This is a genomic window from Nostoc sp. DedQUE09 (genome assembly GCF_034530915.1).
GTDB lineage: Bacteria > Cyanobacteriota > Cyanobacteriia > Cyanobacteriales > Nostocaceae > Nostoc.
Genome location: NZ_JAVRCE010000001.1, coordinates 301,326 through 323,011, shown reverse-complemented (window position 1 = coordinate 323,011; position 21,686 = coordinate 301,326). Strand labels below are relative to the sequence as shown.

At 40.8% G+C, this 21,686-nt stretch carries 17 protein-coding genes, 3 pseudogenes and 1 CRISPR repeat array; of the genes and pseudogenes, 15 read left to right on the top strand and 5 right to left on the bottom strand.

Annotated elements, in window-relative coordinates:
* The first annotated feature begins 16 nt into the window (after nucleotides 1-16).
* Nucleotides 17-868 (top strand): class D beta-lactamase, encoded by an 852-nt coding sequence (blaOXA, locus tag RMY27_RS01385; RefSeq protein ID WP_322659801.1) that lies wholly within the window; start codon nucleotides 17-19, stop codon nucleotides 866-868.
* On the opposite strand, the gene thiS is transcribed toward blaOXA, so the two are convergent.
* Together thiS and RMY27_RS01375 are read right to left on the bottom strand one after the other, a co-directional pair.
* A complete protein-coding gene (gene thiS, locus RMY27_RS01380; protein ID WP_322659769.1) occupies nucleotides 865-1,077 on the bottom strand; it encodes a sulfur carrier protein ThiS in 213 nt (70 codons plus the stop codon). The two genes, blaOXA and thiS, sit on opposite strands and share 4 nt — an antisense overlap.
* A 75-nt stretch (nucleotides 1,078-1,152) precedes the next feature.
* Nucleotides 1,153-2,268, bottom strand: coding sequence for a thiamine phosphate synthase (locus tag RMY27_RS01375; protein ID WP_322659767.1), 1,116 nt, complete (start codon nucleotides 2,266-2,268; stop codon nucleotides 1,153-1,155).
* Nucleotides 2,269-2,795: 527 nt separating this feature from the next.
* Between RMY27_RS01375 and RMY27_RS01370 the strand changes: the two genes are divergently transcribed.
* A complete protein-coding gene (locus tag RMY27_RS01370) occupies nucleotides 2,796-4,706 on the top strand; it encodes a DUF1565 domain-containing protein (protein ID WP_322659765.1) in 1,911 nt (636 codons plus the stop codon).
* Between the two features lie 567 nt (nucleotides 4,707-5,273).
* Here the strand turns inward: RMY27_RS01370 and RMY27_RS01365 are convergent.
* Nucleotides 5,274-6,047, bottom strand: coding sequence for a hypothetical protein (locus RMY27_RS01365; protein ID WP_322659763.1), 774 nt, complete (start codon nucleotides 6,045-6,047; stop codon nucleotides 5,274-5,276).
* 505 nt (nucleotides 6,048-6,552) lie between these two features.
* Nucleotides 6,553-7,782, bottom strand: coding sequence for a TetR family transcriptional regulator (locus tag RMY27_RS01360; protein ID WP_322659762.1), 1,230 nt, complete (start codon nucleotides 7,780-7,782; stop codon nucleotides 6,553-6,555).
* A 173-nt stretch (nucleotides 7,783-7,955) separates the two neighbouring features.
* Between RMY27_RS01360 and RMY27_RS01355 the strand changes: the two genes are divergently transcribed.
* The 7 genes and pseudogenes from RMY27_RS01355 (at nucleotide 7,956) to RMY27_RS01325 (ending at nucleotide 13,550) form a co-directional block, all read left to right on the top strand.
* Nucleotides 7,956-8,813, top strand: a complete 858-nt coding sequence (locus tag RMY27_RS01355; RefSeq protein ID WP_322659760.1) for an acyl-CoA desaturase — start codon at nucleotides 7,956-7,958, stop codon at nucleotides 8,811-8,813.
* Between the two features lie 96 nt (nucleotides 8,814-8,909).
* On the top strand, nucleotides 8,910-9,329 hold the full coding sequence (locus RMY27_RS01350) for a hypothetical protein (RefSeq protein WP_322659758.1): 420 nt from the start codon (nucleotides 8,910-8,912) through the stop codon (nucleotides 9,327-9,329).
* 116 nt (nucleotides 9,330-9,445) lie between these two features.
* Nucleotides 9,446-9,754 (top strand): annotated as a pseudogene (locus tag RMY27_RS01345) (Rpn family recombination-promoting nuclease/putative transposase); the annotation flags it as partial.
* A gap of 102 nt (nucleotides 9,755-9,856) precedes the next feature.
* A pseudogene (locus RMY27_RS01340) lies at nucleotides 9,857-11,056 on the top strand (IS4 family transposase).
* Between the two features lie 20 nt (nucleotides 11,057-11,076).
* Nucleotides 11,077-11,586, top strand: a pseudogene (locus RMY27_RS01335) (Rpn family recombination-promoting nuclease/putative transposase); the annotation flags it as partial.
* Nucleotides 11,587-11,788: 202 nt separating this feature from the next.
* Nucleotides 11,789-12,844 (top strand): tRNA dihydrouridine synthase DusB, encoded by a 1,056-nt coding sequence (gene dusB / locus RMY27_RS01330; RefSeq protein WP_322659756.1) that lies wholly within the window; start codon nucleotides 11,789-11,791, stop codon nucleotides 12,842-12,844.
* Nucleotides 12,845-12,995: 151 nt separating this feature from the next.
* Entirely contained in the window at nucleotides 12,996-13,550 is a 555-nt protein-coding gene (locus RMY27_RS01325; protein ID WP_322659755.1) for a Uma2 family endonuclease, read from the top strand.
* A gap of 99 nt (nucleotides 13,551-13,649) precedes the next feature.
* A CRISPR array of direct repeats spans nucleotides 13,650-14,972; the repeat unit is 37 nt; unit sequence GTTTCAATCCCTAATAGGGATTTTAGTTAATTGCAAT.
* Between the two features lie 301 nt (nucleotides 14,973-15,273).
* On the opposite strand, the gene ald is transcribed toward RMY27_RS01325, so the two are convergent.
* Entirely contained in the window at nucleotides 15,274-16,365 is a 1,092-nt protein-coding gene (ald, locus tag RMY27_RS01320) for an alanine dehydrogenase (protein ID WP_322659753.1), read from the bottom strand.
* 428 nt (nucleotides 16,366-16,793) lie between these two features.
* Between ald and RMY27_RS01315 the strand changes: the two genes are divergently transcribed.
* From RMY27_RS01315 to RMY27_RS01290, 6 genes are all read left to right on the top strand, one after another.
* Nucleotides 16,794-16,964 carry a hypothetical protein gene (locus RMY27_RS01315; RefSeq protein WP_099099534.1) on the top strand — a complete coding sequence of 57 codons (171 nt, stop codon included), beginning with the start codon at nucleotides 16,794-16,796 and terminating at the stop codon, nucleotides 16,962-16,964.
* Between the two features lie 365 nt (nucleotides 16,965-17,329).
* Entirely contained in the window at nucleotides 17,330-17,623 is a 294-nt protein-coding gene (locus tag RMY27_RS01310; RefSeq protein WP_322659799.1) for a hypothetical protein, read from the top strand.
* A 78-nt stretch (nucleotides 17,624-17,701) separates the two neighbouring features.
* A complete protein-coding gene (locus RMY27_RS01305) occupies nucleotides 17,702-18,772 on the top strand; it encodes a WD40 repeat domain-containing protein (RefSeq protein ID WP_322659751.1) in 1,071 nt (356 codons plus the stop codon).
* 447 nt (nucleotides 18,773-19,219) lie between these two features.
* Complete coding sequence (locus RMY27_RS01300) at nucleotides 19,220-19,348, top strand: hypothetical protein (RefSeq protein WP_322659749.1); 129 nt, start codon at nucleotides 19,220-19,222, stop codon at nucleotides 19,346-19,348.
* 350 nt (nucleotides 19,349-19,698) lie between these two features.
* Entirely contained in the window at nucleotides 19,699-20,751 is a 1,053-nt protein-coding gene (locus RMY27_RS01295; RefSeq protein WP_322659748.1) for a permease, read from the top strand.
* Nucleotides 20,752-20,863: 112 nt separating this feature from the next.
* Complete coding sequence (locus RMY27_RS01290; protein WP_322659746.1) at nucleotides 20,864-21,637, top strand: TIGR03943 family putative permease subunit; 774 nt, start codon at nucleotides 20,864-20,866, stop codon at nucleotides 21,635-21,637.
* Nucleotides 21,638-21,686 lie beyond the last annotated feature (49 nt).

Here is a 21,686-nt window from a genome sequence, read left to right as displayed (position 1 = left end):
TTACACAAAGCACCGAATGCAACCTTTTGTGTTTACAGTCATTGGATGTCTTGCTGTTGTGAGTGTGATTACCTTTGGGGCAATGTATGTTGTGGCTCAACCTGCTTCAACTTCATCTGAACGTCCCGCTAAAGCGCCAAATTTCGGGCGACACTTTCAAGAATTTGGGCGTGAAGGCTCTATCTTGATTTACGACTCAAAAAACAACCGCATCTATGAACACAATCTTCAACGTAATGCAACCGCAATTACCCCAGCTTCAACATTCAAAATTTTTAACGCGCTAGTAGCACTAGAAACAGGCGTAGTTCCTGATGATGTAGCGGTTCTCACTTGGGATGGAATTCACCGAGAGATTGATGCCTGGAATCATGATACAAATTTACGTCAAGCCTTTAAAGATTCAACTGTTTGGTTCTATCAAGTATTGGCACGTAGGGCTGGATATGAACGGATGCAGCAATTTATTAATAAAGTAGGCTACGGAAACCGTCAGATTGGCACTGTCGCAGACATCGATCGTTTTTGGTTACAACCGCAGCTATTGCAAATTACACCCAAACAGCAAATTAAGTTTTTGCAACGGTTATATCAAGGCGATTTGCCTTTCTCGCAACGGACAATAAATCTTGTCAAAGACATTATGGTACGCGAACAAACTCCAGACTACACGCTGCGAGGAAAGACAGGATGGTTAACGAGTACTAAACCAAATGTTGGTTGGTTTGTGGGTTATTTAGAGCAAAACAAAAACGTCTACTTTTTCGCGACAACCCTTGATATGCAAAAATCAGAAGATGCACCCGCCCGCATTGAGATTACACGACGCAGCCTCAAGGATTTGGGTTTGCTGGCTCAAATCAACTAACCACCCCCGACAATAGTTACCACTTCTAAGCGATCGCCTGGCTGCACTTTTGTTTGCGGCCAAAACTGGCGGTGTAAAATTTCACCGTTATACTCCACAGCCACCAACCGGAGGTTAAAACCCAACTGTTGGAGTAAGTCGGGTAAAGAAGTTTGAAATGAGCAGCTATGGCTTTCCCCATTTACCTGAATCGTAATCTCATTAGACATAATATGTGTGTGGGGCATTGGGCATTGGAAATTGGGTATTGGTTACTCACTTTGGGCTAATGACAAATGACTCTTTTAGAGTTCTGGTTTAATGCGATTGAGTTGGGAGAGCAAATATTGCGTTACTAGGGTAGGCTGTTCGGCTTGCATGAGCGATCGCACCACTGCTACACGTTTGGCTCCTGCATCGATCACATCATTGATATTATTGGCATCTATTCCCCCAATCGCAAACCAGGGAATTGAGCAATTTTTAGCTGCATAGCTGACATATTCTAGTCCTGTTGCTGCCTTCCCTACTTTTGTGGGAGTTTCATAAACAGGCCCCACGCCAATATAATCTACACCCTCAGCAATTGCTGCTTGCATTTCTTCTTTATTTGTGGTAGAAAGACCTATCAGACGTTGCGAACCTAGTAATTGCCGAGCAACAGTAATAGGCATATCTTGTTGTCCCAGATGCACCCCATCGGCATCGACAGCTAAAGCTACATCCACGCGATCGTTAACAATGAACAAAGCGCCGTAGATGTGGCATAACTGGCGTAATTTTCTCGCTTGTTCTAGACGTAAAGAATCATCGGCGGTTTTGTCGCGGTACTGTAGAAGCGTTAATCCACCTTTGAGTGCAGCCTCGACGTTATTCAATAAATTTTCACTAGGGGAAGTAACAAGATACAAATGCGATCGCCACAACAATTGATGGCGCTGATAACCCATTAAACTACTTTCTAGGGTATAAACCTGATAGCGCATCTGTTTACAAGCTTTAGCCATATTTGGTTGGTAAAGCTTACTGTATTCTTCCAACACCCTTAATGCTTCTTCTATCCGGCAAAAGTTAGCTTGCAAGACCGATTTTATACTGGCTCGTTCTTCTTCTTGAGGATGGGTTAATTCAGTCCCAGGATCGCCTGGTGTATCTCGCGCCGCCCGCAATTCTGGGGTATGCCACTTGGCTACCTCTTGTCGCAGCCGCTTGCATTCAAGAGCCAACTGGGCATTATTCAATCCAAACCGACACCATTCCTCGATAATTCGCAAGCCCTCACGAGCGCGGTCTAAATTAGCATCTAAAATGCGGTAAACAACTTGCTGTATTTGCTCTTTTTGGCTGTATGGCTCGACCATTACAACAACCCCGTTAGTGCTTTCATCGAAGTGTGAATTATCATAAGTCCTAGTAACCATAAGTTAATTAATTTGCTTTTTTTTACTATTTTTTTGCGGAATCTACGCAAAACAACGTAGTCGTGAGGGTTACGGTAAATTATCCCATGTTCCTATAGACAGTGATAAGGGTAGTTTGAGGCTACAGTTTCGCACTAAGCTTAGTCAAGTATTTTACGGTAGACAACAAGCTTACAAAGGACTGGCAAAAGGGAATACACCAGAGAATCCACAATAAATATATTAGTGAAAACAATGTAAATACTAGCAGCGTTACGTCTCTACAAGGGTTTTGGATAAAGCATATTTAATTTCACTCTTATATCTAAATAGATAGATATAAAAGTGAAAATGACGTAGGCATAATTCATGAATTGTGCCTACCAATCATTTTGGGAAACGCACAATTAATTTCTGGAGATGTCCAATATCATTTATTACTATGTATTAAATATCGCCAATTGCTCAATATATGGGTAATATTATCGACATAATACTCTCTAGAGAGTATAAGAATTTATGATTACTTATAAGGAGCCTTGTTAAATATGATTCTCCCTCGTGTGTTTCCTGAGTACCGTAGAGTAGATGTTTTGTTTGCAAAGCTGAAGTTTCTGAAATCAGCAAGGCTTTTATTTTTTAGTTTTTCAGTATTATCTTTTACTGTAAGTATGGGGGCGGCAAATATAGCGTTCCTAGTTACAAGCCTGGATAGTGCGTTAGCGGAGCTCGCCGTTGGCGCAGCCTCTCGTAGAGAAGGCATCGCTCAGATGCCATCAACACCAGATTCAGCGCCTCTGAATGTGCTATTTGTCAACCCTAGTGTTGGAGATGACAAGGCAGGCAATGGCAGCGAATCCACTCCTGTAAAGACGATTAGCCAAGCGTTGCGATTAGCTAACGCCAATACTGTAATTATGCTTTCCACCGGCACTTATAGCGCCGAGACAGGGGAGGAATTTCCCTTAATACTGAAACCGGGTATTTCAATTCAAGGCAACCCCAGCAATCAAGGTAAAGACATCATCATTCAGGGAGGCGGTGATTACTTGAGTCGGAGCTTTGCCGGTCAAAATGTCACAATTGTTGGAGCCAACCAAGTCTTGCTCACTGGGGTAACGGTGACGAACCCTAATCGCCGTGGTTACGGTTTATGGATTGAATCTAGCAATCCGGTAGTTGCGGAAAATACTTTTACTGGCAGTACTCAAGATGGCATTTCTGTCTGTGGTAATGCCGCACCCACCATTAGTAAGAATTACTTTGATCGCAATGGAGCCAATGGCATCACAATTGCTGGTAACTCCAGTCCCCAAGTGAAGGAAAATGTCTTTCACCAAACGGGTTTTGGGATTAATATTGCCCAAAATGCCGCTCCTATACTCATAGGTAATCAAATTCAGAATAATAGATCGGGAATTGTCGTACAAGCAAATGCCCGCCCGATTTTACGTAACAATCTTATTCAAGATAATAAAGAAGATGGTTTAGTTGCGATCGCTCAAGCAATGCCGGATTTGGGTAATGCATCCGAACCTGGGAGTAATACATTTCAAAATAATGCTCGTCACGATATTAACGCTAGTGCTGCTAAACAGGTGATTTCTGCTGCTGGTAACAACCTTGTGAGCGATCGCATCACTGGCAAGGTAGATATTAACGGTACAACAGCACTAGCAACCCAAAATTCTCAACCCGCTCCTGTCCCTAACAATGCGTTACGAGAAATACCATCAACAGGGGAAATTACCTTCTCATCTCCCGAAGTCTCTGAAACTACTAACGGGCAAACCAGCAACAGCATTTCAGCAAATAATCCTGTTTCTGGGCAATTAAACAGTCAAGTGCTGCCATTAATGCCTGCCAATAATGTACCGCTTTCCCCGCCTATATCCAAACAACCACCTACTTCTAAAGTCGCCGGATTTCCTACTCCTAGCAGCTTGTCAGGTAGACAAATACCAACTAACGCACAGCCACCTGATACACCACAGTTAAATTACGTGCGGATCGATCCTAATACCATTGAGTTTACTGCCACTGAGCCTCCATCCAATTCAGTTGTACAGCCACCAGTTCCAAGAAGTATGAGGGATCAAATGCAGCAGCCATTGCCAATACTAAAAAATGCTGCTCCAGGTGCTTCAGAACTTTTACCACTTCCCGATCGCAATATCCCCATTGTTAATACTCGCAATCTGCAAACAAGTTCTGCAAGTATTCCCTATAGTGGTAACTCTACAACACAATTTGGTGTGCGTTATCGCCTAGTAGTGCCACTTGTAACTGATAAAGATCAAGATTTAGTACGATTCCTTGCTCCTGGTGCGTTCCCCACAGTTTGGCAAGGTCAAAGAGTTATGCAAGCAGGAGTTTTTAGTAGTGAATATAACGCTAAAGAAATGCTCAAAACACTCTCTAGTAAAGGTTTAAGAGTTATTATGGAGCCATTGAATTGATTAAGGATAATGTTGGCTTACCCTCTACTTAATATGTGTTGATGAAAACTGCATATATTCGTTTTAATTCAAATCTGTTGTTAAGCTCGACTTTATCCAAAATTAAGAACTCGCTTTATTTATCCGATAAAAACCCTAGCTTTTTGGCAAATACTTTTTCCACGTCACAGATTATAGATGAAGTTAAAAAAGTAAAACTACTGCCCTACAAAGGTTTCAGCTTAAGAGTTCGTGCAACGACTCCACACGAGTATCGCGTTGCGAAAAAAATGGATAAAGTCGAGCTAAGAGGATGTTTGAAAAGTCGTATTGTCGGTATCAAAAGTTCTAGATCCTCCTAAATCTACCGATAAATTGGGGGACTTTGATTCCGGTTTGCCACTTTTCAAGGGGAGAGGCTAGTGCCAAGGGGTCTCCCCAACTGGAGCGACTGGCGTGGGTTAGGGGGGATCTCAAAGTACCTAAAGTTACAGCAAAACACTTTTCAAACAACCTCTAGTAGACATCTCTGAAAAAGAATCTCCAGCCCTTATCCTATCTAGGTGAAAACTTAATTTCTGGAGATATCTAATTTATTTTAGAATAATCATTACCTAAAACAATAACTATATCTGCTGTAGATTTATTGATTTGTATACGCCCATCACCATTAGGAAAATCTGGATATTTAACAGAATTTTTCAATTGATGCTCATAATCAATAACATCCTGAGATCCTGGCATCCAGCTTGCAATAGATAAAGCAGCATTAATACTTTGTTTTTTTAAGACATAGATTCTGGTTTTAGACATTTTCCATCCGATCGAAGAAGTGTTAGGAACAACACAAATTCCAGGAAATCTTTTCAATAATGCTTTTTGAAAATTGTCATCTGCTTTCGGTGAAGCAAAATTAGAAGCATTAATGATACTGAAGTTAAGTTCTTTAGGAAATTTATACTTTGTTTCTAGTTTTTCTAGCTTCGGAATTACTTGGTCTTGAGCATCTTGCTTTGAAATTACTTGAGGGGAGGGATTTGTTTCTAAAGGTTTTTGAGTTGAAATATCTGACCCTAATGTTACTTTAGGTGAGGGTTCTGGATTAATTTTTGGTGTATCAGCCTTAGCCTTACCATCTTCTATTAATTTTTGAAGTTCACTTATTTTTATTTGAATATCAGTTACAGATTTGTTTATTCCATTAAACAAGACACTTGTCAAAAGTAACAACACTATAAGCTGAATAGCTAAACTTCTCCAATCACCTTTTTTAACATTAGATAATCCCCATTGATAATAAAGTTGAAAGACAGATTTAGTAGCAGATACAACCTGAGAAGTTTTAATATTAACTCGAGGCATAATAATGCAATCCTATTTGAGTTGTGGAAATTATCGCGTAGTGGTGAGACAGTGCTTGCTTCTTTGCAAGGCTATGAGCGTCAGGGCTTGGTGTAGGCTAATGCCAAGATGCTAAAAAAATGTATCTCACTTTTATCAGTACATACTGAACTACAAACTGAAGTTATTGCTTTTCGGATTATTTGCCAAGTTTTTCTATAAAACTGAAATTCTTCCAATTAAAGCAATAGAGATTTCCACAAATCATTTAGGGCTGCTATTTAGGATTTTTATTTAATTTTTTAAATATCCGATAAATTTAATTGTATTTTTTGCAATACCTCTTTAGAAGTATTTACTAAATTAAATTTATGTAGAGTTAATTCCATTGGGTTCAGCAAAAATCCTGTGACATTTGTAAATAAGCAATTGTGCGCCAGTATTCAAGGTTAAAAATCAGGTGATAAAAATTTCTTACTCATAATATTGACAAAATCTCTAATTGACTTAGAAGGAAATAGCCTTCCTATGCTGGTTTATGATCCAAACGGGTAGCTTGCTCTAGGGCAGCTTTTTCTTTGGCTCGGCGGACATAGGGTTGTAATTGGGCGCGATCGCAAGCTGTAAAGATACTCAGGTTTTCCAAGCTAATCCCCCGCATCAACATTTCTACACGCCAGGTTTGTTGTGCTTGGGCGATCGCTGGCGCTTGTCCTTGGGGAGTCAATAGTCCTTCACTCCATACTTGCCAACGTGTCTCAAGTTCTGATTCTGAGATGGGTGTACCTGTTTCATTCAGAAACATGGCTGTTTGAGCATCTTTACGACTTTTCAGCCATTTGATTAAGGGATTATTAGTAAAAGAACCGTAGCGTTTGCCCAAAATCCACTGATTTACAGGCACTTGACGGACAAATCCGGGAATCGTGATTTGCAAGAAGTGCCCTTGAGAATCGTAGATTTGATGTGATCGCTCCAAGCTAGTTATTTCTGTAGCGGATAACCCAGCCCCGAATAATACGTAAGCTAAAGCATAATCTCGTACTCCGAATTTCCTGGCTTGTTGGAGAATTTCGTGAACCAAACTAGCTGGTAAATCAGCTACATCTGTAGTGGTGAACCCTCCTTGTAAGGAGTTTGTTGCTAGTTCTGCTGAGGATGACATGGCTCCATGTAAAAACAACTCCACCAAATTTTCCAGAAAATCATCCCTATCCTCCCAAAGTTCGTGAAATTCGCTGGTGAACTCAATTACCGCATATCCCAAGATCATCCCATTCAGCAAACTGGCTAATTTCTCTGCCGGTAAGTAGGTATTTAAATGACCTTGCTGGATTACAGTAGCTAAATACTGAGCTACATAGCGGTTTGCCTCTGTTACTCCCCTGCCTAGTGCGCGGCGATTTTCTGCCGGGAATTGATCGGCTTCACCTACCACAGACCGGACGAACTCTGGCACTCGTTCTAATGTATGTAAAGTGTCACTTGCATAATCTTTAAGAGCTTGGTAGACATTGCCGGGAGGCGTTGCTCGCCGCACCAGCGACTCACCTAAATCCTTGAAGGCTGCGGACTCTTCCAGTACAGCCAAAAGCAGTCCATGCTTATTGCCAAAATTCCGAAATAGAGTCACTTCATTAACTTCGGCTTTTTCAGCAATTTGGCGGGTTGTGGTAGCGCTGACCCCCTGAGCAGAAAACAACTCAAGTGCAGCTTGAATCAGGCGTTGACGAGTGGAAATGAGTTGAGATGACATAGAAAAATGCAAGTGGCACTTGCAGGAAGTATGAGAGTTCTGCTAGCATAACAAATGTAAGTGATACTTGCTTTACTCTACTGTAACTAACTAGTAAGAGGGTGGATAAATCCTCAGTGGAATTATGCCCAATAAAAAGTAAATCACTTCATCATCCATCAACAGGAATTTTTATGACCGCAAATTTTGGGGCGATCGCTCCTGAGAGAGGCAACTCACCTCAACTCAGGTGGATAAATGTGGTATTTTTTGGTGTATTTCATGCCTTAGCACTTCTGGCTCCTTGGTTTTTCTCCTGGCCAGCACTAGGTTTGCTAGTGTTTTTGCACTGGTTATTCGGGAGCATTGGTATTTGCTTGGGATATCACCGACTACTGAGCCATAAGAGTTTCCAAGTTCCCAAGTGGTTAGAGTATGCGATCGCCCTCATTGGAGCGCTGGCTTTACAAGGCGGCCCGATTTTTTGGGTAGGTGGACACCGCCAGCATCACGCTCACACGGAAGATATTGACCTAGACCCCTACTCTGCCCAAAAAGGATTTTGGTGGAGCCATATATTGTGGATTTTCTACCCACGTCCAGAATTTTTTGACTATGACACCTATAAAAAATATGCTCCTGACCTAGCAAGACAACCCTTTTATTGTTGGCTAGATCGTTACTTCTTACTGTTGCAAATACCCTTCGCACTGCTCCTATATGCATTAGGAGGATGGTCTTTTGTATTCTACGGAGTGTTTCTCAGATGTGTCTTGCTTTGGCACTCAACCTGGTTTGTGAACTCAGCATCACACCTGTGGGGTTATCGCACCTTTGATGCTGATGATGGCGCTCGTAATCTTTGGTGGGTATCCATCGTCACTTATGGAGAAGGATGGCACAACAACCATCATACTTATCCTCACATGGCAAAATCCGGATTTTCTTGGTGGGAGATTGATGTTACTTGGTGGAGCATCCTAGTTTTGCAGACTTTAGGTTTAGCCAAAAAAGTTGTTTCGCGTCCTCCTCAAGGTGCAACTCACGGCTAAATTGCAACTAAATTATCATGAATTTGTTTGTTAAGCCGATTGCTTCTCGCAGTCGGCTGAATAAGCTACTACGCATTTTAATTGCATATTTACATCATGATCAATACATCTAGGTTTCGCCAGACGATTCTGCTAGTTGTCATCACATTTAACCTGATTTCTACTTGGCTACACTACATAGATAATGCATTATTTTTGGGTAGATATCCTGACCCCGCGTGGTTCACTCCTGTTGGAGTAATTAGTACTGTGATTGTAATGACTCCAATCGGACTGTTGGGATATTGGTTTTACACCAAAGGCATGTTTTGGTCGGCGTACTTTTTATTAGCCTTATACTCAATTACTAGTATCTCCAGTCCAGTCCATTATCTCTTCCCGATGGTTGCTCCTATGTCTTTGAAAATGCATAGTCTAATTTGGCTGGATGGAGTTATGGGACTGTTACTGATAGGTTTTTTGCTGTGGTCTAGTTTTGTATTGAAAGAGTGGCGTAGTACACTAGCTACAAATTGACATAACATACATAACTGAAATCGCTCTCCATTTTCTTTAAGTCTAATTAAACAAAATCTGTGACTAGCTATTTAACGGTAAAATCTAACGGTTTAAATCACCGCAATATATCAAGCGTGAAAACTGACAGCATTTTTTATCGCCTTTTTCAAGAACTTCCTAGCATCTTTTTTGAATTAATTGGCAATCCACCCCAAACAGCAGAGACTTATCAATTCTCCTCAATTGAAATCAAGCAAACTGCATTCCGTATAGATGGTGTTTTTCTCCCCAAACAAGGGGAAGAAAATCCGATTTACTTTGTTGAAGTCCAGTTTCAAGCCGACACAGAAATTTATTCCCGCTTATTTTCATAAATTTCTTCATACTTACGCCAAAATAAGCCTAAAAATTCTTGGCGAGGAGTAGTTATCTATCCCAATCGGCTTAGAGGATGACAAGACAACTCTAAGCTATGCAGGACAAAACTTTGAGAAGATGGTGAAGACAAAAAATAGGGAGCATTTTTGTGGCTCCCCTGGAAAAATATGTTTCCTGAATCTTACCAAAAAACCCTGCGTACCCATCTGAATGAAAGCCAGTATATAACCATAAAGCTTCTGTTGTTATTGCTACAAGTTCATCGACAGGTCAAACTCTCTGTTTTAGCTAGTGTCTTTCCCCAACCAATTCAATATGGTAGTCGTAAGCGAAACCTGCAACGCTTTTTAAACTTGCCTCGACTCAATGTTAAACTTTTGTGGTTTCCCTTGATCAAATATTGGATTAGACAAGTACAAACGGGACGGAACTTAAATCGAGATCAACGTCGTCGTCTCCAGAGACTCAAACACCATAAATATGGATATTGGATGCTCGCAATTGACAGGACTCAGTGGAAAGGACGGAATGTATTTATGGTGAGCTTAGTTTGGGGAACTCATGCTCTTCCTTTGTATTGAGAAATCTTAAAACAGGTAGGAAACAGTAATTTTAATACTCAAAAACGGCTGCTAAAAACAGTGCTGACTCTATTTAAGAATTATCCGGTTTTAGTATTAGGAGACCGAGAATTTCACAGCCCTAAACTGGCTCAATGGCTGGATGACAGGGGTGTATTTTTTGCTCTGAGGCAGAAAAAAGACCTGCATTTCCAAACAGCATTGAATCAGGAGTATCAAGTCCTGAAAAATCTGGGATTTAAACCAGGAATGTCTCAATTTTATCAGGGAGTGAGGTGCAATAAAGGGGATGGAATCGGACTATTTAATTTAGCGGTCTATTGGAGACGAAAATATAATAATCAGGGTGCAAAACAACCTTGGTATATCTTAACTAACCTCCCGACATTACAACAAGCATTGGCAGTCTATCGTTGTCGTTGGGGCATTGAACAAATGTTCAAGGATTGTAAAATCGGTGGCTATAACTTAGAAGATACCAAGGTCAATGACACCCGTTTTTTAGCCTTAGTCTTGTTGATTGCCCTGGCCTATAGTTTGGCGACAATGCAGGGACAGCAGATGAAAAAATTAGGGATAGATATTTATGCAGGACGTATCCAATCACACAAAGACCGAACCCCACGCCAGAGTAACTTTAGCTTTGGACTCTATGGACAACGATGGCGTTACGGCATGGAATTATGGGCAGATTCGGTCTTGAGTCTGATTGCACTCAAACCCCATAAACGGATCTATTTTCAGCGTGGTTTCTATGCCCTATTCCTTATGCAACAACCTTTATAAGTAGGTTGTCACCCTCTGAGCCCAATCGGAGTTTAGATACAGCAAATATCAAGAATTACAGTGAATTTTTCACTAGCCAGCGCATTAGTCGTATTTACCTTAATGAATTAGGTGAAACTGCATCATTGCTAGTTGGAATTGCTACGATGAAATTAGTGGTCGATGAAGAGGATACAGCAATTACAGCCGCTAGGCAGTTAATAGGTAGAACCCAGCAAGAAATTAACATTGAACCACAACGGCGGCAGTTACTAGAATTGATAGAGACAATTTTGGTTTATAAGTTTCCAACGATGAGTCGAGAGGAGATTGAAGGTATGTTTGGGTTAAGTGATTTGAAACAAACACGAGTTTATCAAGAAGGCAAGCAAGAAGGCAAACAAGAAGGGGCGCGTGAAGAAAAGTTTAGAATGATCCCTTTGTTGTTGAGATTGGGACTGAGTTTTGAAGAAATAGCGAAAGAGCTAGATTTGAGTCTAGAAGAGATTCAGCAAGAAATGCAAAAACAGCCTCCAAGTCAGGATATGTAACCTACAATCACAGCAGAATTCAGAATTCAGAAGTCAGAATGGGCTACGCACCGCTACACTAACAGAAGTCAAACAGTCTTTATACTTGGTTTTGAGACTTAGCTTGTGTAACTCACTAACTTAAAATTAGCTGTATCTTTTTTCATGGATTTATCTACATATTCTTACTATTTCCCATTCCCATTAATTTTTAATTTTTTCTATGATTTCGCTCTCCCCTATTCTTCAAGCGAGACTCTCCCAACCCCTCAAAATTGGCTCCTTTGAGGTAAAAAGTCGGGTTCTCCAGTCGCCTCTATCTGGAGTGACAGATATGGTGTTTCGCCGTCTCGTGCGTCGCTATGCACCAGATTCAATGATGTATACCGAAATGGTGAATGCTACGGGGTTGCATTATGTCAAGCAGTTACCCAAAATCATGGAGGTAGATCCCAACGAACGCCCAATTAGCATTCAACTATTTGATTGCCGTCCCGATTTCTTAGCAGAAGCAGCAATCAAGGCAGTTACCGAAGGTGCTGATACTGTTGATATTAATATGGGTTGTCCGGTAAATAAAATCACTAAAAATGGTGGTGGTTCTTCGTTGTTGCGGCAACCAGAAGTAGCAGAAGCAATTGTGCGGGAAGTGGTGAAAGCTGTTGATGTACCTGTCACCGTAAAAACTCGTATTGGCTGGAATGACAACGAAATTACGATTCTCGACTTTGCCAAACGGATGGAAGATGCCGGGGCGAAAATGATTACGGTACATGGACGCACTCGCGCCCAAGGGTACAATGGCAATGCCCGTTGGGAATGGATTGCGCGTGTAAAAGAAGTGCTTTCTATCCCAGTGATTGGGAATGGAGATATTTTTTCTGTTGAAGCGGCTGTGAGATGTTTAGAGCAAACTGGCGCTGATGGTGTGATGTGTTCCCGTGGAACTTTAGGTTATCCGTTTTTGGTGGGAGAAATCGATCATTTTCTGAAAACAGGAGAGATATTACCATCACCAACCCCAATTGGGCGTTTGGAATGTGCAAGAGATCATTTACAAGCTTTATGGGAATATAAAGGCGATCGCGGTGTGCGTCAAGCGCGTAAGCACATGACTTGGTATGCAAAGGGTTTCGTTGGTGCTGCCGAACTCCGAGGACAGCTAAGTTTAGTTGAAAGAGTAGATCAGGGTTTGACAATGATTGACCAAGCAATCGAAAAATTGGCTAATGGCTATGAACTAGAAGAAGAAGCACAAGATAGTTTGGTAATGCTTTAATAAGTCGATTTTAACCTAGCTTGGGGTGATATTCCTGGTTGCAAAAAGTGATGCGATCGCTTCAATACCACTATTTCAGTTAGGGTTTGAAATCTCCTTATGTAACTCTCGTTAATTTTGAATGTTTAACTAGCCAAAATGGAGGCTCACAATGTTAGTTTCCAAACACAATGATGTTGTAATCGTCCCCGAAATCCTCTCATTAGAAGACTTCATGGCAAATCCTCCAGAGGGGATGGAGTGGGTAGACGAGCAACTGGTAGAAAAAATAGGGATGACATTAAAACATAGTGAAATTCAAGGTAACATCTACTTTTACTGGAGAAGTTACATCAATTCCAATCAACAAGGTGGGAAAGTTTACACTGAAGTACCTTGTCGTACATATAAACAGGGCCGTCGTCCTGATGTAGCTTATCTAACGCCTGAGTTGGTAACTGAATTTGGTGATGTTCCCACTTTGCCACAGAGTTTCCCGTTGATTGCTGAGATAGTTTCACCCACCGATTTAGCTGAAGAATTATTTCTCAAAGCGCAGGAGTATTTACAGTCCGGTTGTGAGGAAGTTTGGCTAGTATTTCCTGAAAGTCGGTTAGTTTTTGTCATGACTAATAATCAAGTTTGCCGATTTAAAGCTGGTGATGTAGTTAGCACTCAAAAAGTATTACTCGGTTTTAGTGTAGCCATAGACGAATTGTTGGGTTGAAAAGGCGATCCATCTAACTAATAACCTCCAACTTGGGTTAATAGGGATTTTAGTTAATTGCAATATCTATTATCAGGCGTTCCGCTATGTTGTCAGCCTGTTTCAATCCCTAATAGGGATTTTAGTTAATTGCAATAACATTTTGTTCATCCGTTGGGATTCCTTCTTCGTTTCAATCCCTAATAGGGATTTTAGTTAATTGCAATGGGTTGGGAAATCCCCTTTAACGAGAAAAATTTCAGTTTCAATCCCTAATAGGGATTTTAGTTAATTGCAATCTTTAATTCCTCTTTTAATGCTTGAAGTTCTTGGATCTTCGTTTCAATCCCTAATAGGGATTTTAGTTAATTGCAATTCTTCTGAATAACCCAGGATTTCTAAAGCTTCAGTTTCAATCCCTAATAGGGATTTTAGTTAATTGCAATCTTACTTCAAAATCAGTACAATAATTACTCCAAGTTTCAATCCCTAATAGGGATTTTAGTTAATTGCAATAATAAATGTAGTCAGAAAGCCCAATCGTGCAAGTGTTTCAATCCCTAATAGGGATTTTAGTTAATTGCAATACAAGAGCAGCACCAACAGCAGTAATCGCAATTGGTTTCAATCCCTAATAGGGATTTTAGTTAATTGCAATAGACCTACTTTAACGCCTACAAAAATAGCTTCAGTAGAGTTTCAATCCCTAATAGGGATTTTAGTTAATTGCAATTCAAGGCGAACGCATGAAGATAATCTATCGGATGACTGTTTCAATCCCTAATAGGGATTTTAGTTAATTGCAATTTTGATGAGCAAGTTGACAAACAATTTAGGTATTTGTTTCAATCCCTAATAGGGATTTTAGTTAATTGCAATTCAATTTTCTTTGTATTATGCGATATATCTTGCAGTTTCAATCCCTAATAGGGATTTTAGTTAATTGCAATTCCAGCGACGAATAAAAGGCATATTATTACCCCTGTTTCAATCCCTAATAGGGATTTTAGTTAATTGCAATTTCTCAATCGCTTGAAGCACATCTGGAGGCACAGGTTTCAATCCCTAATAGGGATTTTAGTTAATTGCAATACTGCTACTCGTCCAGAATTTTCACCTTTGCAGTTTCAATCCCTAATAGGGATTTTAGTTAATTGCAATTCCTCAAAATTTTAATTGGAATTCCTACCTTGCTGTTTCAATCCCTAATAGGGATTTTAGTTAATTGCAATATTTGAGACTGATGTTAGCACCATCACCTTTAGTTTCAATCCCTAATAGGGATTTTAGTTAATTGCAATAGATATGCTTGAATTGTGTGATGTTAACATAGATGTTTCAATCCCTAATAGGGATTTTAGTTAATTGCAATTAACTGTGGCTTGAGTATTTTCGATGGCTTGAAGGTTTCAATCCCTAATAGGGATTTTAGTTAATTGCAATCGCTGGCTTCTGAAAGCGTTACTGTATTTGCTTTTCAAGGTTCAGTTGCGCAAATGAGTGAATCATAACACAGAGAATCGTCATATCACAAGATGCAAATCGCTGAAAACCAGTCACCATAAGGTGCGCGGATGCTTTGAAAGTACCATTGCCCTCAAAGTCTTGTATAGAAGGAGCGTACAGCCTTTTTCGCTCCTTCTCATTTTGTACACCTACCCATCCGCGCATTTGGGAAGAAAATTAATCTGATTGGCGATCGCTACCATGATTAAAATAAGCGATCGCCTAATCCTTGCATACCTTAATTGACCAAATCAGGGAATACCTCTTGCACCGCAGGATGCACTAAGCGATGATTCTGCACATTCACACCCTTAGCTAATGCTGGGTTAACCTCCAGTGCCAAAATTCCCAAATTCGCCAACTGGACAACATAAGGTAATGTACTATTATTAAGTGCCTGAGTTGCTGTCCAAGGTACTGCTCCTGGCATATTAGGAACGCCATAATGCACCACACCTTCTTCAAGGTATACCGGATTTGTATGGGATGTAGGGTGCAAGGTTTCTATGCAACCGCCTTGGTCAACGGCTACATCAACTATTACTGAACCAGGACGCATTTGTTTGACCAATTCGCGGGATACTAATATTGGCGCTCTACGTCCTAACACTAAAACCGCACCGATGAGCAAATCGGCTTCAATGACTGCGGCTTCAATATGAGCAGAGTTGCTGTAAAGCAATTCGACTCTAGAGCCAAAGAGTGTTTCTAAGTAAGATAAACGCTCGACACTCACATCTAAAATTTGCACGATCGCACCCATGCCCACAGCAATTTTAGCTGCTTCTGTACCGACAACGCCGCCACCTAAAATTACTACTTTGCCCGCTTTGACTCCAGGGACACCACCCAAAAGTACACCTCTACCACCTTGCTGACGTTCTAGGAATCTGGCCCCAAATTGTACTGCTAGCCGACCGGCAATTACGCTCATGGGGGTGAGCAAGGGTAATCTGTTAGCACCAGGTTGTTCTACAGTTTCGTAAGCGATCGCAGTTGTGCCACAATCAATTAAATTCTCTGTCAATTTGCGATCGGCTGCTAAGTGTAAATAAGTAAATAATATCTGCTCTTTTTGCAAAAATTTATACTCAGATGTCAGTGGCTCTTTAACTTTAATAACCAATTCCCGATTCCAAGCCTTTTCTGATGTGGGGACAATCTCGGCTCCAGCAGTTTTGTAGTCGTCATCGGAGAATCCAGCACCATTACCTGCTTGTGTCTCGACGAAGATGCTATGACCATTTTCTCGCAGCACCCGCACACTAGAAGGACTTAACCCTACCCGAAATTCTTGATCCTTATTTTCCTTGGGAACACCGATTTCCATATATCGCCTCTGATAATTTTTTTGTTTAACTGTAGCCTTCCAATCTCAAGCTTGCTACTTCCGTCTTACTAGTTCCGTATTAGAGATAGCTGGATTAGAGATACCTAATCTCTGTTCTAACTTTCTTAATTCAATCTGAGTAGCCCAAACTCTTACCCTTGACTATTGCCCCAGTATTTATACAATATATAAAGAATAGTAACAATTTATTAAAAGAGCGATTGTATAGCTCCCTACTAGGAAGCTCTTGCTGAATTTATCAAGTCATCTTGGCCTTCCAGCACTGCAATCAAGCTCATAAGCTACGAAGTGTAAGGTAAAAGAACGAGTTTATTCCTTAAACTTTTACCGCTTATCCTCACTTTTCAGGACTTCTACCAGAAGTCTCATATCAAGTCCCGTTTGCCAAAAATAAGGTTTCTTAAAAGATGACACAAACACAACCAACAATTACACCTAAACTAGAAGAGCCTAAATTTGGCTTTAACGAATATGCCGAACGCTTGAATGGTCGAGCTGCAATGATTGGCTTTGGTTTGATGCTGGTGATTGAATATGTCACCAATCAAGGGGTACTATCATGGCTGGGTCTGAAGTAGTGCCATCAACAAGCACAATCTGGAAGTTGTAAGCTAGTAATTAAAAGAGTTTCAACCAGCTGGAACAACCAGTTGGTTTTGACTTCAATAATTAATAGCGGAGTACTTCGCCCTAGATAGATTAATTATACTTATTCATAAATAACTGCCCTAGAATGTAAGCAAGAGAGGAATCGAAATACCTATTAGCGATTGAAATATCATAGACTTGCAACTAATATGTGCAAGGCGATTAATGAGTAGATTTCCTCCCCCTACTAAATAAATCATAACTTAGTGTCTGTCTTGAATGAGAAAGACAAATTATGGGTGAGGTATTCTTGGTAAATATACACAAAAGGTGAACTGGAACCAACCAAGCTGTGATGAATGCTGTATTACCTCGTTTTTTGAAGTCAACCTACCGAAAAGAGCCACTAATCAGTGTATTGATAACGATGGGTGTTATGGATGCCCTGATTGGCGGATTGAATGATAGCTGGTCGTTGTTTGCTTTTGGTTTGGGAACGGCAGGGATAGCGCTAGGCTTTAAGTTGTGGCGTTTTCAGCAGCGTCGTCCTTTACCAGAGGAGCCTGTAGTGCAACATTATTTGCCCTCTCGTTCTTCTAGTGCGCCTTTACCAATGTTAAGCGTTTCTAAGAAAAAACCACCTCTTTAGGATGTGCAGAGTTATGACTTAAAATAACTCTGCAAAATTTATTGGGTTTAACTGTATCTATAAAAGTGAGGAAAAAGAGTGAGTAGTGAGGGAAGAGGTGGCGGTAATTTTCTACGGCCGTATATTATCCTGGCATTTATGGCAGCTGTTGCCCTTCCAGTAAGTACCTGGGAAGGGTTTTATATTCATCAAGCTCATGCTGCCATTGAAGTAACGCCAAACTCCCCCCCAGCTAACACCAACTTTGCTAATGCTCAACTAATTTACACACTCAAAGGACATAACGGAACTGTTAAATCCCTCGCTTTCAGTCCAGATAGCAGAATGCTTGTGAGTGGAGGTGCAGAAAACGAGGGTGTCATTCGCTTGTGGAATTTAGCAAAGGGCAAAAAATTAGCGACTATCAACAAAGCACACAAAGCAGCCGTAGAATCTTTAGTGATTTCACCAGATGGGCAAACTCTGGTTAGCTGTAGCGATGACGATACGATTAACCTCTGGAGTCTGAAAAATTTAAAATTTACCCGCTCTTTTGTCGGACATACCAGTAACGTATTATCTTTAGCGGTGTCTCCTGATAGTAAAGTTCTCGTCAGTGGAGCTTTGGATGGGATTCGTCTCTGGGATTTGTTACAGCAGCGTCCTCTAGGGACTATAGTGCGCTTTGATAATTTGATTTATACTCTCGCTATTAGTCCTGATGGACAGACCTTGGCTAGTGGTGATAATAAGGGCGTAATCAAGCTGTGGAATTTGAGTACTGGTAAATTCATCAGTGAATTGGCAGCTCATTCTAGTGCTGTTAGCGATGTCATCTTTACACCAGATGGACAAACATTAATTAGTGCTAGCCACGATCGCACCATAAAACAGTGGAATATTAATACTGGAGAATTAGTCCGCACCCTTACAGGACATAATAACTGGGTAAATGCGATCGCCCTTAATCCCGATGGACAAACCCTTGCTAGTGCCGGTAGAGATGGAATTAAATTGTGGGATTTAACTACAGGCGAGTTAATAAATACACTGAGTGGACATACAGACTGGGTAAGTGCGATCGCTTTTAGTCCAAATGGTAAAATTCTTGCCAGTGGTGGATTCGATCGACAAATCAAGATTTGGGGCATTCCAACAAAACGAAAGTAACAACGATCAAACAAAATAATCGTGAAAGAGTAGACTGTATCCTCGATTTCTTTTAAGAAGTCGGGGATATCATTTTGACGCTCCTTTCAAACCTGAGTGATATCATGTTCGCTTCATTACTTAATTAAACCCGAAGAACCCCACCCCGCCAAAGCTACGCTTCGTCTCCCCTCCCCGCTTGCGGGGAGGGGATTAAGGGGTGGGGTGCAATGACTGTGGAAATCATAACTAATTATGCGAACATGATATGACTCGCCATAGCTGAACTTTTCACGTCATTTAGAAAGTCAGGCTATCGCTAACGCCGAAAGATTTCCCTAATCATTTCCCGTATCTGCTAAACTTTGGTCTTGCCTTTTTAGAGTTTTTGTAGTAAAAAATCAACCAAAGCCTAGATCAAATTTTGCTATAACTAGTCAAAATCAATGATGGTAGCAACCACCAGCGATGTCTACAATGGTCACTGAGCGACTGGTGAGCATCTCGGCTTACTTCGACTACGCTCAATACAAGTCGCTCGATGGAGCCGGAGTTGAACCATGTCAAAGTGCGGACTACGCTTACCTCAAATATTGAAGAACTGTGAATACTTGATGAAAATACAGCCAAACTAATATCTTATCCAGCAAATTACTGTAAGTATAAACATAGGTAATTTAAAATCATCTGTGCAGCTACTTGCCCTCTAAATCGGAACAATTTCTGAACTTAGACAATCTTAGAAATAGTCATCTCAGTAAATGCACTCGGTTAAAAATCGTGAACTCGTGTGAAGCCAAGGTTTGTAGCGTTTAACTGTTATTTTGAAGTAGGATAACTTGCTACTTAAATGATGTTTAATTTTCCCGAACTGCTTTTGATCCCCATTTCGATAGAATGACTAGGCAGAACCCTAAAACTAAAAACCGCTTTTGACTGCGACGCACATGAATCAACTGAACAATGGTTTTACGCTATTTTTAAGTCTGCTAGTCGAGGCGATGCCTTTTTTGCTTCTTGGGGTTTTATTCTCCAGTTTGCTGCTGTTTTTTGTTGATGAGCGCAAACTAGTAGAAAAAATGCCCAAAAATCCGCTGTTGGGTGCTTTAGTTGGCAGCATGATCGGCTTTTTGTTTCCGGTGTGTGAGTGCGGGAATGTACCAGTAGCGCGGCGATTCCTGATTCAAGGAGTACCCACACCAGTCGCAATTGGTTTTTTGCTAGCAGCACCAACAATTAACCCAGTTGTAATTTGGGCTACTTGGACAGCATTTCGAGATCAGCCAGAAATAGTAGTCTTACGAGTCGTATTTTCCTTAACAATTGCCACAATTATCGGGTTTGTTTTCAGTTTTCAAAAGGACTTAAATCCCATAGTCCAACCTGCGATCGCTCGTTATATGAAGTTTAATCCACCCGCGCAGCCCCAAACCAAACGCCGTGGTAAGCCTTACCAAGGACAACAGGAAGAAACAGTACCGAATCTGTTGCAATCGGGGACTTATATCTTAGGAGGAAAAGCAGGTATACCTCTACGGATAGATCCTAATTTAGTACTGCCTACCTCAGTCTCTACTGCTGATAAACCGCTAGCAGCTAAACTGCGCCTAGTTGTGGATAATAGCATCCAAGAATTGCGGGAATTGGGCGGAGTGATGATTTTAGGAAGTGCGATCGCTGCTGCTATTCAAGTCCTAGCTCCCCGTGAATTAATTCTCAGTTTGGGTGCTGGGCCCATTACCTCAATTGTGGTCATGCTGATATTAGCTGTAATAGTATCAATTTGTTCTACAGTCGATTCTTTCTTCGCCCTATCTTTTGCCTCAACCTTTAGCAGCGGTTCATTGTTGGCATTTCTGGTGTTTGGCCCAATGGTTGACATCAAAAGCGTTGGTTTGATGTTATCTATTTTTAAACCCAAAACTATCTTTTACTTATTTGCTTTAGCAGCACAATTAACATTTGTGTTTACTCTTTTCCTGAACTTGCACGTCTTTTAAGAAAATATTTGTCATTTGTCAGTTGTCCTTTGTCCCTTGTCATTTGTCCTTTACTAATGACCAATGACTAATGACTAATGACCAATGACTAATGACCAATGACTAATGACTAATGGCTAACAAAAATCCCAAATCTAAAATCCCAAATCTGTTACTCCCTTGGCTGGATGCTCTAGCAATTACGGCTTGGGGCATTTTGATGCTGAGATATTGGCTAACTAATAAGCTGAACCTGTTAATTCATCCAAATTACTTTTGGTTAGTGATTGTGACTGGTATCAGTTTCATCATTATTGGTTTGTTCAAGATGCAGGAACTTTGGCAACGGCGTCGCCGTGATGTTACGCCAAATACCCAGCATATTAGTTTATTTCCCCCTGGTTGGGGCAGTGCTTTATTGTTGACTACAGCAATTCTAGGTTTTATCGTTACACCGCAAGTTTTTGCTAGTGACAAAGCACTCCAAAGGGGTGTGACGACTGATTTATTGGGAAGCACACGTGTCAAACCCCAAGCCTTTCGCGTTACTGTTCGTCCAGAGGAGCGATCGCTTGTAGACTGGGTACGTACTGTCAATGTCTATCCTGAGCCAGATACATATACAGGACAAAAAGTCAAAGTGCAGGGATTTGTCATTCACCCGCCCGATATAGGAAAAGAATATTTGTTTTTAGCACGATTTGTCTTAAGTTGCTGTGCAGCAGATGCTTACCCTGTGGGATTGCCCGTCAAACTACAAAATAATCAAGAGCCTTATTCTGCTGATACATGGCTGGAAGTAGAAGGACAAATGGTGACAGAAAATTTGGCAGGTAAACGCCAACTTACCATTGCCGCCACCTCTCTCAAAAAAATTCCTCAACCCCAAAATCCTTATAGTTATTAGTTATTTGTTGATGACAAATGACAAATGACAAATGACAAATGACAAATGA